This is a genomic window from Streptomyces sp. NPDC088915 (genome assembly GCF_044749825.1).
Lineage (GTDB): Bacteria > Actinomycetota > Actinomycetes > Streptomycetales > Streptomycetaceae > Streptomyces.
Map to the genome: position 1 here is coordinate 277,961 of NZ_JBIVIR010000013.1, position 12,844 is coordinate 290,804.

Below are 12,844 nucleotides of genomic sequence, written 5' to 3' on the forward strand. Positions count from 1 at the left end.
GACGTTCAGTCTATGGGTGGTACGAAAGGGTGGGGCAACCGGGCGGGTGCTGTTTGTACGCCATGAGGCTGGGACATCCTTCTGTCCCTCCGTCCAACTTGACGTACGGCCAGGGGAAACGGTTGCCCAGCCTTTTCTTACGGATGAGTCTCGGCCGGATCTCGAACGGGTACCCCGCCTTCCCGAGCCCACACCCGGCCCTGCGCTACCCGGCCGACTCGCCCCGGATCACGGCGAGGACGCCGTCGAGTTCGTCGGGTTTGACGAGGACGTCGCGCGCCTTGGAGCCCTCGCTGGGGCCGACGATGTTCCGCGACTCCATGAGGTCCATCAGCCGGCCGGCCTTGGCGAAGCCGACGCGCAGTTTGCGCTGGAGCATCGAGGTGGAGCCGAACTGGGTGGAGACGACCAGCTCGGCGGCCTGGCACAGCAGGTCGAGGTCGTCGCCGATCTCCTCGTCGATCTCCTTCTTCTGCTGGGTGCCCACGGTGACGTCGTCCCGGAAGACGGGCGTCATCTGGTCCTTGCAGTGCCGCACGACGGCCGCGACCTCGGCCTCGGTGACGAACGCGCCCTGCATGCGGACGGGTTTGTTGGCCCCCATCGGCAGGAACAGCCCGTCGCCCTTGCCGATCAGCTTCTCGGCGCCGGGCTGGTCGAGGATGACCCGGCTGTCGGCGAGCGAGGAGGTCGCGAAGGCCAGCCGGGAGGGCACGTTCGCCTTGATCAGACCGGTGACCACGTCCACGGACGGACGCTGCGTGGCCAGCACCAGATGGATGCCGGCGGCGCGGGCCAACTGGGTGATGCGGACGATCGCGTCCTCCACGTCCCGGGGCGCGACCATCATCAGGTCGGCCAGCTCGTCGACGATCACCAGGAGGTACGGGTAGGGGCTGAGCTCGCGCTCGCTGCCCGGCGGGAGCTGGACCTTGCCGGCCCGGATGGCCTCGTTGAAGTCGTCGATGTGCCGGAAGCCGAAGGCCGCCAGGTCGTCGTAGCGCAGGTCCATCTCGCGCACCACCCACTGCAGGGCCTCGGCGGCCTTCTTGGGGTTGGTGATGATCGGGGTGATCAGGTGCGGGATGCCCTCGTAGGCGGTCAGCTCGACCCGCTTGGGGTCGACGAGCACCATCCGGACGTCCTCGGGGGTCGCCCTTATCATCACCGAGGTGATGAGGCAGTTGATGCACGAGGACTTGCCGGAGCCGGTGGCGCCGGCGACCAGGATGTGCGGCATCTTCGCCAGGTTGGCCATCACGTAGCCGCCCTCGACGTCCTTGCCGAGCGCGACCAGCATCGGATGCTCGTCACCGGCCGCGTCCGCGAGCCGCAGCACGTCCCCGAGGTTGACCATCTCGCGGTCGCTGTTGGGGATCTCGATGCCGACCGCGGACTTGCCGGGGATCGGCGAGATGATCCGCACGTCCGGAGAGGCCACCGCGTAGGCGATGTTCTTGGCCAGGGCCGTGATCTTCTCGACCTTCACCGCCGGCCCGAGCTCCACCTCGTAGCGGGTGACCGTCGGCCCCCGGGTGAAACCGGTGACCGCCGCGTCGACCTTGAACTCGGCGAACACGTTCGACAACGCCGCCACCACGGCGTCGTTCGCCGCACTGCGCGTCTTGCCCGGCCCGCCGCGCTCCAGCAGGTCCATCGACGGCAGGGAGTACGTGATGTCACCCGACAGCTGGAGCTGCTCGGCCCGCGTCGGCAGATCGCCCGGCTCGGGCGCGGGCTTGGTCAGATCGGGTACGTCCCCGCCCCCGCGCGGGTCCCCGCCCCGGGCGGGCGGCACGGGCGCGGTCGCCTTCTCCGCGGCGCCGGCGCCGGTGGCGGCCGCGGCGGCGCTCCGCCCGGCGGTGACGTCCTTGGTGACGTCCTTGGTCAGGTCGGCGACGATCGGGGACGGCGGCATGCCGTTCAGGACCGCGCCGTCCAGGGCGGCGGCCGCAGCCGCGGCGACGTCCACCGGGTCGAGACCGGCCTCGGAGCCGGTCCGCCGGGAGGGGCGGCGCGCCGGGCGGCCGCGCCGCTCCAGTACCTCCGCCTCGGCCCGGTCCACGTCGTACGGCTCCGCCGGGCCGGGGGCGCGCCGCCGGACGGGCCGCACGGGCCCGGGCTCCGCGCCCCGCCACTCCTCGTCGTACTCCCCGCGCGCGTACTCCTCGACCTCCGCCGGGTCGTACGGCGCCTCCACGACCCCGAGCCTGACGCCGAGGGCACGCAGGCGCTGCGGGATCGCGTTGACCGGGGTGGCGGTGACGACGAGCAGGCCGAAGACGGTGAGCAGCACCAGCATCGGTACGGCGAGGAGCTCGCCCATCATGAAGACGAGGGGCTGGGACGCGGCCCAGCCGATGAGGCCGCCCGCGTCCTGCACGGCCTCGGCGCCGTCGCCGCGGCCCGGCGAGCCGCACGCGATGTGCACCTGGCCCAGGACGCCGAGGGCGAGGGCGGAGAGGCCGATGACGATCCGGCCGTTGGCCTCGGGCCGCTCCGGATAGAGGATCAGCCGCACGCCGATCCCGCCGACCAGCAGCGGCACCAGCAGGTCGAGCCGGCCGAAGGCCCCGGTGACGAGCAGCTCGACGAGGTCGCCGACCGGGCCGCGCAGATTGGACCAGGTGCCCACGGCGACGATCAGCGCGAGGCCGAGGAGGAGCAGTGCGAGGCCGTCCTTGCGGTGGACGGGGTCGAGGCCCTTGGCGCCGCGTCCTATGCTCCGGAAGAGCGCCCCGACCGCGTGGGCGAGTCCGAGCCAGGCGCCGCGCACGAGCCGGTAGACGCCCCCGGTCGGGGACGGCGCCGGGCGGGGCGGGGCCTTCTTCGCCGCCGTCCTGCGCGCGGGCGCGCGCTTGGCGGGCGCGGCCTTCCTGGCCGGAGCCCTCTTCGCGGGCGCGTTCTTCGCAGCACTCTTCGCGGGCTGTTTGACGGGGGACTTCGCGGGCGCCGCCTTCTTCGCGGCGCCCGCCGTACGGCCGGCGCGCGGCTTTGCGGTGCCCGCCGTGCCCTGGGTCTTGCCGGACGTACGTGAAGCCATGGTGCCGAGGTTACCCGTGTGGGAACCGGCTGTCCGCCTCACCCGTTCGTGTCGTCCGTGCGGAGGCGCGGTGCTGACGCCGCATCACGGCGAAGCGCCCCGGACCGTGTCGGACCGGGGCGCTTCGTGACGAGGCGTCAGCTCTGGCTGGGCAGGGTCGGCGCGGCGCCGGCGCCCGGCTCCAGGGCGTCCAGCGCCCGCCGCAGCCCGGTGAGCTTGCGCTCCAGGTGCGCGGCGGTGGCGACGGCGGCCGCGTCGGCCGAGTCGTCGTCGAGCTGCTTCGACAGCGCCTCCGCCTGCTCCTCGACGGCCGCGAGGCGGGCGGAGAGCTCGGCAAGCAGACCGGCGGACTCCTTGCCGTGACCGGTCTCGCCGCCGCCCTCCAACTGGAGCCGCAGCAGGGCGGCCTGCTCGCGCAGCTTGCAGTTCTTCATGTAGAGCTCGACGAAGACCGAGACCTTGGCGCGCAGCACCCACGGGTCGAAGGGCTTCGAGATGTAGTCGACCGCCCCCGCCGCGTACCCCCGGAAGGTGTGGTGGGGGCCGTGGTTGATGGCGGTGAGGAAGATGATCGGGATGTCCCGGGTCCGCTCGCGCCGCTTGATGTGGGCGGCGGTCTCGAAACCGTCCATTCCCGGCATCTGGACGTCGAGCAGGATGACCGCGAAGTCGTCCGTCAACAGCGCCTTGAGCGCTTCCTCCCCGGACGATGCCCGCACCAGCGTCTGATCGAGCGCGGAGAGAATGGCCTCCAGCGCCAGCAGATTCTCCGGCCGGTCATCGACCAGGAGGATCTTGGCCTTCTGCACCATGCCCCGTCCTCCTCGTCCCGGCAACGGCTCTGCCCGGTCCCCCGAACCGGGGGAGGCGCCGGGCGCCGCCCCAGAAGACGACTCCCTAGCGCCGTCCGTCCTTGTGCCGGTCATCGTAGCCGCACCCCGCCCGTCGCCACACCCTGTCACCGCGATGTCACTGTGCACGGAGGGAAAACGCGGTGGGAGACCAGAAGGTTCCCCGTATCCCCGCATCTCACACGCCCATGGCGACAGCCCGCCAGAGATCTTTCCGGGGCGCGCCCGGGGAGGGCGGGGCCCCGGAGGGCCCGGGACCGCGCGGCCCCGGGCCGGGTCACTTCCGCCGCATCCACTCCTCCATGACGGACAGCAGGTGGTCGGGGTCGACCGGCTTGGTCACGTAGTCCGAGGCGCCCGACTCGATCGCCTTCTCCCGGTCGCCCTTCATCGCCTTCGCCGTCAGGGCGATGATCGGAAGACCGGCGAACTGCGGCATCCGCCGGATCGCGGTCGTCGTCGCGTACCCGTCCATCTCCGGCATCATGATGTCCATCAGGACGACCGCCGCGTCGTCGTGCTGCTCCAGGACCTCGATGCCCTCCCGCCCGTTCTCCGCGTACAGCACCGCGAGCCCGTGCTGCTCCAGGACGCTGGTGAGCGCGAAGACGTTGCGGATGTCGTCGTCCACGATGAGCACCTTCTCGCCGGAGAAGCCGAAGGTGCGGCGCGGCGCCGGCTCCTCGGGCTCCTCCCGCTCCGGTACGGGCTGCTGCTGCCCGGACTGTCCCGGCACCGCGCCCCGCGCCCCGGTCGCCTCCGCGGCCGCCTTCCGGCGGTGCCGGAACAGCGCCCCGGCCCCGGAGCGCGCCTCCGTCCGCACCGGCGCCGGCGGGAAGTGCGGGAACGGGTGCACCGCCCCGGCCGCCCCCTCCTCGGCACCCTGCTGCGGGTCCTCGCCGTCCTGCGCGCCCTGGCCGTAGCCCGGCGCGGGCAGCTCGGTCGGGTTCAGCGGCAGGTACAGGGTGAACGTCGAACCGCGCCCCGGCTCGCTCACGGCGAAGATCTCGCCGCCGAGCAGCCGCGCGATCTCCCGGCTGATCGAGAGCCCCAGACCCGTACCGCCGTACTTCCGGCTGGTCGTGCCGTCGGCCTGCTTGAACGCCTCGAAGATGACCCGCATCTTGCTCGCCGCGATCCCGATCCCGGTGTCGGTGACCGAGAACGCGATCAGGTCGGCGTCCGGGTCGCGCAGCGAACCGGCCTCCAGGAGCTGCTCGCGGATCGACTGCGGCACGTCCGCGCCGGCCGGCCGGATCACCAGCTCCACCGCGCCCGTGTCGGTGAACTTCACCGCGTTGGAGAGCAGGTTGCGCAGCACCTGGAGCAGGCGCTGCTCGTCGGTGTGGAGCGTGGCTGGCAGCTCCGGCGAGACCCGCACCGAGAAGTCGAGCCCCTTCTCCGCCGTGAGCGGCCGGAAGGTCGCCTCCACGTAGTCGACGAGCTGCACGAGCGCGATCCGGGTCGGCGAGACGTCCATCTTGCCCGCCTCGACCTTGGACAGGTCCAGGATGTCGTTGATCAGCTGGAGCAGGTCCGAACCGGCCCCGTGGATGGTCTCCGCGAACTCGACCTGCTTGGGCGTCAGGTTCGTCTCGGCGTTGTCCGCGAGCAACTTGGCCAGGATGAGCAGCGAGTTGAGCGGGGTGCGCAGCTCGTGCGACATGTTCGCCAGGAACTCGGACTTGTACCGCATGGAGACGGCGAGCTGTTCGGCCCGCTCCTCCAGGACCTGCCGGGCCTCCTCGATCTCGGTGTTCTTCACCTCGATGTCGCGGTTCTGCCGGGCGAGCAGCTCGGCCTTCTCCTCCAGCTCCAGGTTGGAGCCCTGGAGCTCCTTCTGCCGGTGCTCCAGCTCGGCCGAGCGCTCCCTGAGCTGCTCGGTGAGCTCCTGCGACTGCTGGAGCAGCACCTCCGTCTTGGTGTTGACGCTGATGGTGTTGACGGTGGTGGCGATCAGCTCCGCGAGCTGGTTGAGGAAGTCGCGCTGGATCTGGGTGAACGGCTGGAAGGAGGCCAGCTCGATCACGCCGAGGACCTTGCCCTCGAAGAGGACCGGCAGCACGATCACGTGCGCGGGCGCGGCCTCCCCGAGCCCGGAGGAGATCTTCAGGTAGCCCGGCGGCACGTTGACCTGGATGGTCCGCTTCTCCTCGGCCGCCGTCCCGATGAGGGTCTCGCCGGGCCGGAACGAGGTCGGCATGGAACCGGCGGAGTACCCGTAACTCCCCCGCATCCGCAGCTCGTACGAGCCGTCGCCCTCGCCGACCAGTTCGGCGTCGCCGTGGGCGGAGCCGGTCGGCATCGCCACGAAGAAGGCGCCGTGCTGGGCCGAGACCACCGGCGTCAGCTCGCTCATGATGAGCGAGGCCACGTCGTCCAGGTCCCGCCGGCCCTGCATGAGACCGGAGATCCGGGCCAGGTTGCCCTTCAGCCAGTCCTGCTCCTCGTTGGCGAGGGTGGTGTCGCGCAGGTTGGTGATCATCGTGTTGATGTTGTCCTGGAGCGCCTGGATCTCGCCCGCCGCGTCCACGCCGTCGATCTTGAGGTTGAGGTCGCCCCGGGTGACCGCCGTGGCGACGGCCGCGATGGCCCGCACCTGCCGGGTCAGGTTCCCGGCCATCTCGTTCACGGACTCGGTCAGGTCGCGCCAGGTGCCGTCGACGTCCCGCACGCGCGCCTGGCCGCCGAGGATGCCCTCCGTACCCACCTCGCGGGCCACGCGCGTGACCTCCTCGGCGAAGTTCGACAGCTGGTCGACCATCGTGTTGATGGTGTTCTTCAGCTGCTGGATCTCGCCGCGCGCGTCGATGTCGATCTTCTTGGTGAGGTCGCCCTTGGCGATGGCGGTCGTGACGGCCGCGATCTGGCGCACCTGGCCGGTCAGGTTGGAGGCCATCGAGTTCACCGACTCGGTCAGGTCCTTCCAGGTGCCGGAGACCCCCGGCACCCGGGCCTGGCCGCCCAGCTCGCCCTCCGTGCCCACCTCGCGGGCCACGCGCGTGACCTCGTCCGCGAAGGACGACAGGGTCGTCACCATCGTGTTGACGGTCTCGGCGAGTTCGGCGACCTCGCCGCGCGCCTCGACCGTCACCTTCTTCGTCAGGTCGCCGTTGGCGACGGCCGCCGACACCCGGGAGATGTTCCGCACCTGGCTGGTCAGGTTGTTGGCCATCAGGTTGACGTTGTCGCTGAGGTCCTTCCAGGTGCCGGTGACCCCGCGCACGCGTGCCTGGCCGCCGAGGATGCCCTCCGTGCCCACCTCGCGGGCCACGCGCGTGACCTCGTCCGCGAAGTTCGACAGCTGGTCGACCATCGTGTTGACGGTCGTCACCAGCTCCAGGATCTCGCCCCGGGCGTCGACCGTGATCTTCTTCGACAGGTCGCCCATGGCGACCGCGGTCGTGACCTCGGCGATGTTCCGCACCTGGATGGTGAGGTTGTTCGCCATGCCGTTCACCGACTGGGTGAGGTCCTTCCAGGTGCCGGAGACGCCCTGCACCTCGGCCTGACCGCCCAGGATGCCCTCGGTGCCCACCTCGCGGGCCACCCGGGTCACCTGCTCGGCGAAGTTCGAGAGCTGGTCCACCATCGTGTTGAGGGTGTTCTTCAGCTCCAGGATCTCGCCGCGCGCGTCCACGTCGATCTTCTGCGACAGGTCGCCGCGCGCGACTGCCGTGGCGACCTGCGCGATGTTGCGGACCTGGGTGGTGAGGTTGCCGGCCATGCCGTTCACCGAGTCGGTCAGGTCGCGCCACACGCCGGCCACGCCGGGCACCTGCGCCTGACCGCCGAGCCGCCCGTCGGTGCCCACCTCGCGGGCCACCCGGGTCACCTGGTCGGCGAACGCGGAGAGCTGGTCGACCATCGTGTTGATGGTGTTCTTCAGCTCCAGGATCTCGCCGCGCGCGTCCACGTCGATCTTCTGCGACAGGTCGCCGCGCGCCACGGCCGTCGTCACCTGGGCGATCTGCCGCACCTGCGAGGTCAGGTTGCCGGCCATGAAGTTCACCGAGTCGGTGAGCTCCCGCCAGCGCCCGGAGACGCCGTCCACGCGCGCCTGACCGCCGAGCCGGCCCTCGGTGCCCACGTCCCGGGCCATCCGGGTCACCTGGTCCGCGAAGGACGACAGCTGCGACACCATCGTGTTGACGGTGTTCTTCAGCTCCAGCATCTCGCCGGCCACGTCCACCGTGACCTTCTGCGACAGGTCACCGTTGGCGACCGCCGTCGTCACCTGCGCGATGTCCCGCACCTGGCCGGTCAGGTTGCGGAAGGCCGTGTTCACCGAGTCGGTGAGGTCCTTCCACGTGCCCGCCGCGCCCGGCACCTGCGCCTGACCGCCGAGCAGGCCCTCGACGCCGACCTCCCGGGCCACCCGGGTCACCTCGGAACCGAAGGCGGAGAGCTGGTCGACCATCGTGTTGACGGTGTTCTTCAGCTCCAGCATCTCGCCGGCCACGTCCACCGTGACCTTCTGCGACAGGTCACCGTTGGCCACCGCCGTCGTCACCTGCGCGATGTCACGCACCTGCGTGGTGATGTTCCGGAAGACCGTGTTGACGGAGTCGGTGAGGTCCTTCCACGTGCCCGCCGCACCCGGCACCTGCGCCTGACCGCCGAGCAGACCCTGCGCCCCGACCTCGCCCGAGACACGGGTCACCTCGTCGGCGAACGTCCGCAGCGTCTCGGTCATCTGGTTGATCGTGTCCGCGAGCTGCGCGATCTCGCCGCGCGCCGAGACCCGCACCTTCTGCGACAGGTCGCCGTTGGCGACGGCGGTCGTCACCTCGGCGATCCCCCTCACCTGATTGGTGAGGTTGCCCGCCATCGTGTTGACGGAATCGGTGAGGTCCTTCCACACGCCGGCGACCCCGGCAACCTCGGCCTGGCCGCCCAGCTCGCCCTCGGTGCCCACCTCGCGCGCGACGCGGGTCACCTCGGAGGAGAACGACGACAGCTGGTCCACCATCCGGTTGACGGTGTTCTTCAGCTCCAGCATCTCGCCGGCCACGTTCGCCGTGACCTTCTGCGACAGATCGCCGTTGGCGACCGCCGTCGTCACCAGGGCGATGTCCCGCACCTGGGCCGTCAGCTGGTTCGCCATGGTGTTGACGGAGTCCGTGAGGTCCTTCCACGAACCGGACACCCCGCGCACCTGCGCCTGACCGCCCAGCTTGCCCTCGGTCCCGACCTCGACGGCGACCCGGGTCACCTCGGAGGCGAACACCGACAGCTGGTCGACGAGGTTGTTGGCGGTACGCGCCACCTTCAGGAACTCGCCCCGCAGCGGCCGGACCGTCCCGTCGGAACCCTCCGACCGCAGGTCCATCCGCTGCTCCAGGTCGCCCTCGGCCACCGCCGAGAGCACCCGCCCCACCTCGGACACCGGCCGGGCCAGGTCGTCGACGAGCGCGTTCGCGGCCTCGATCGCCGCCGCCCAGGCCCCCTCGCTGGCCCCGGCCTCCAGGCGCTCGGACAGCTTGCCCTCGCGCCCGACGACCCGCCGGACCCGCGACAGCTCCCCGGTCACGTGCAGCTGCCGGTCCGCGACCTCGTTGAACACGGCGGAGATCTCCGCCATGACCCCGTCGCCGGACACCGTGAGCCGCCTGCGGAAGTTCCCGTCCCGCATCGACACCAGCGCGGAGAGCAACCGCTCCAGCGCCGCGGCGTCCACCTGGACCGTCCCCCCACGGGAACGTCCGCCCCTCGCGCGCGTACCGTTGCCTCCGCCGCGACGCGCCGCCGTGCCAGACTCCACCGTGTCCCTCCCGAAAGGGGTCGACCGTACCGCTCCGGCTCTGCCGGTAGCCTGCCCAGTGTTTCACCGTGACCGAACCAGGCGATAACAGTTCGGCAGCTTCGACGGCGTCCCTACCCCCGGAGGGGCGGAACAGCGGCGACCGGCATCCGCCCGGACAGCGAAGGTAAGTAACCTGGCATCCGGCTGTCCAGCCGCCCCGGTCCGCCCGGCGGGGACGGTGTGGTGCGCGCACGACCACCGGGCAGCGGGAAGGACAGACCGAGCATGGCAGAGCCGGGCGTCGAGACGCGTACGAGGAGTGCTGTGATCACCGCGCGGGCGACTGCCAGCTTCGAGCCCGTCGGGCGGTCCGTCGCGGCCGCACGGGCCTTCGTCCGGGACACCCTCCAGGGCTGGGGGCACCCCGAGCTGGTCGACGACGCCGTCGTCCTCACCAGCGAGCTCGTCACCAACGCCGTCATCCACGCCGGCACCGCCGCCGACGTGCTCTGCCTGCGCTCCGACGACAGCATCCGCGTCGAGGTCTCCGACCGCTACCCCGAGCGCGAGATCCCGGTCCAGAGCGGCCGCACCCTCGCCTCCCCCGACCGCGAGAACGGCCGCGGCCTGCTGCTCTGCGCCGCCCTCGCCCACCGCTGGGGCGTCGACTACTCCCCCACGCGCAAGCACGTCTGGTTCCACCTCGACCTCCCGCAGCGCCCCGTCGGCACCCGCTCCGCCGGCCCGGTCCTCCCCGACGCCCTCCTCCCGGTCGCCGACAGCCGCGTCCGCGTCGCCGTCGTCCAGATCGACCGGAGCGGCGCGATCACCTCCTGGAACGAGGACGCCGGGGAACTCTTCGGGTACGGCTCCGAACAGGTCACCGGCAAGCCCCTGGGCGACCTCGCGGCCTGGCCCCACACCCCCGGCATCGGCACCGGCCTCGCCGAGGCCCTGCGCCTCTCCCGCTGGGAGGGCAGCTACGGCATCCGCTGCGCCGACGGCCGGGTCGTCCCCGTCTACGCCTCGCACCTGCGGGTCCGCGACTCCCAGGGCGAGCCCTCCACGGTCTGCCTCCTGGTCCGCGAGCACGAGCGGGCGGTCCTCCAGACCCCGCAGCGCCCCGCGGCCGAGCCGGGTGCCGAGAACCGCGCCACCGACCCCTTCGAGGTCTTCATCGGCTCCCCGGCCCCCGACGACCTGGACGGCCTGCTCCAGCGCACGGTCGAACGCGCCCGCGACATGCTCGACGGCGACGCCGCCTTCCTCCTCCTCGCCACGGACGACGAGACGGAACTGGAGGTACGGGCGACCACCGGCCTCCCGGCCGCCCGCCAGCGCTTCGCGCGCGTGCCCGTGGAAACCGGCGCCAGCCGGTACGGCTCCGCCCGGATGCCCGCCGTCCACGAGGACCTGGCCGCCGTCCCCGGAGCCGTCCCGCTCCTGGAGGACACCGGCATGCGCTCGGTGGTCACCGTCCCCCTCAAGGTCGAGGGCCGCCTCACCGGCTCCCTGGGCGTGGCCGCAGAGGCAGCGAACCGCTACTCGAACGAGGAGGCCCTCCGCCTCCAGTTCGCCGCCGACCGCATCGCCCTGGCCGTGGAGTCCGCCCGCCTCGGCGAGCTGGAACGTCTGCGCCGCGGCTCCCTCAGCTTCCTCGTCGAGGCCTCCGACCTCCTGGCCGGCACCCTCGACCGGGACCAGACCCTGGCCCTGATGGCCCAGATGACGGTTCCCACCCTCGCGACCTGGTGCGCGGTCTACACGATCGCCGACCAGGCCTCCGACCCGTACCTCTCGTACGTGCTCCACGAGGACGAGGACCGCATCGACGGCCTCAAGGAGCTGCTCTCCTCGATCACGCCGCCCGATCCGGTGCCGACGCCCGGCGCCCGGGTCTGGACCGCGCCGGGCGACGCCGCCCACCGGGCCGCGCTCACCGCCTCGGTCCACGCCCTCGACCACCCGTCGATCCCGTACGCGCCGGGCATCGACAGCACGCTGGCCACGGCGAGCGTGGTGGCCGGCGAGACGGTCGTCCTGCCCCTGGTGGCCCGGAACCGGGTCATCGGCATGCTGACGCTCGGCAGGCCCTCCGAGGACCACTTCCGCCAGGAGATCCTGGAGCTCGCCGAGGACCTGTCCCGCCGGGCCGCCCTGGCCCTGGACAACGCCCGCCTCTACTCGGAGCGCGTGGCCATCAGCCAGTCCCTCCAGCGCAGCCTCCTGCCGCCCGGCCTCCCGGAGATTCCCGGCGTCGAGGTCGACGTCATCTACCGCGCGGCCGGCGAGGGCAACGAGGTCGGGGGCGACTTCTACGACCTCTTCCCGATCAGCGACGGCGCGTACGGGTTCGCCATCGGCGACGTCTGCGGTACGGGCCCGGAGGCGGCCGCCGTCACCGGCCTGGCCCGCCACGCCCTGCGTCTCCTGGCCCGTGAGGGCCTCGGCGGCCCGGCGGTCCTGGAGCGCCTGAACGCGGCGATCCTCGACGAGGGCGCCCGCAGCCGCTTCCTCACCCTCCTGTACGGCGAGATGCGCCCGCAGGAGGACGGCTCCGCGATCCTCAAGGTCGTCTGCGCCGGCCACCCGCTGCCCCTGCGCCTCAGCCCGGACGGCACGGTCCGCCCCGCGGCCGAACCGCAGCCGCTCCTGGGCGTCATGGACGACCTGGAGCTGTACGAGGAGACGGTCACGCTCGACCCGGGTGACGTCCTCCTGTGCGTCACGGACGGCGTGACGGAGCGCCGCGAGGGCTCCCGCATGCTGGGCGACGACGGCCTCGCCGACGTCCTCAAGACCTGTACGGGCCTGACGGCCGGCGCGGTCGCGGCCCGCGTCCTGCGCGCGGTCGAACGCTTCGCCCAGGCCCCGGCCTCCGACGACATGGCCATCCTCGCGATGCGCCTCCGCGAGCCGGACGACCGCTGACGAGACGGCGCCTTCCCGATGGGGAAAGGCGCCGCTCTCTCTGTCTCTGCTCCTGGAAACGCAAAAAGGCCCCCGCCACAAGGCGGGGGCCTTTTCATCTGGAGCCCTTTAACGGAATCGAACCGTTGACCTTCTCCTTACCATGGAGACGCTCTACCGACTGAGCTAAAAGGGCAGGTGTTCGGCGGTGTCCTACTCTCCCACAGGGTCCCCCCTGCAGTACCATCGGCGCTGAAAGGCTTAGCTTCCGGGTTCGGAATGTAACCGGGCGTT

At 71.6% G+C, this 12,844-nt stretch carries 4 protein-coding genes, 1 tRNA gene and 1 rRNA gene; 1 reads left to right on the forward strand and 5 read right to left on the reverse strand.

What is annotated here, in order from left to right:
- Window positions 1-205: 205 nt before the first annotated feature.
- The 3 genes from ACIP5O_RS24115 to ACIP5O_RS24125 all read right to left on the reverse strand — a co-directional run bounded on the left by ACIP5O_RS24115 (window position 206) and on the right by ACIP5O_RS24125 (window position 9,658).
- Window positions 206-3,043, reverse strand: a complete 2,838-nt coding sequence (locus ACIP5O_RS24115; RefSeq protein ID WP_401296544.1) for a DNA translocase FtsK — start codon at window positions 3,041-3,043, stop codon at window positions 206-208.
- A gap of 137 nt (window positions 3,044-3,180) precedes the next feature.
- A complete protein-coding gene (locus ACIP5O_RS24120; RefSeq protein WP_125656437.1) occupies window positions 3,181-3,855 on the reverse strand; it encodes a two-component system response regulator in 675 nt (224 codons plus the stop codon).
- Between the two features lie 316 nt (window positions 3,856-4,171).
- Window positions 4,172-9,658 carry a HAMP domain-containing protein gene (locus tag ACIP5O_RS24125; RefSeq protein WP_401296546.1) on the reverse strand — a complete coding sequence of 1,829 codons (5,487 nt, stop codon included), beginning with the start codon at window positions 9,656-9,658 and terminating at the stop codon, window positions 4,172-4,174.
- Window positions 9,659-9,925: 267 nt separating this feature from the next.
- On the opposite strand from ACIP5O_RS24125, the gene ACIP5O_RS24130 reads away from it, so the two are divergent.
- Window positions 9,926-12,571, forward strand: coding sequence for a SpoIIE family protein phosphatase (locus tag ACIP5O_RS24130; protein WP_401296548.1), 2,646 nt, complete (start codon window positions 9,926-9,928; stop codon window positions 12,569-12,571).
- Between the two features lie 99 nt (window positions 12,572-12,670).
- Here the strand turns inward: ACIP5O_RS24130 and ACIP5O_RS24135 are convergent.
- Window positions 12,671-12,746: transfer RNA gene (locus tag ACIP5O_RS24135), tRNA-Thr, on the reverse strand.
- Between the two features lie 4 nt (window positions 12,747-12,750).
- Window positions 12,751-12,844: ribosomal RNA gene (rrf, locus tag ACIP5O_RS24140) — 5S ribosomal RNA — on the reverse strand; the annotation flags it as partial.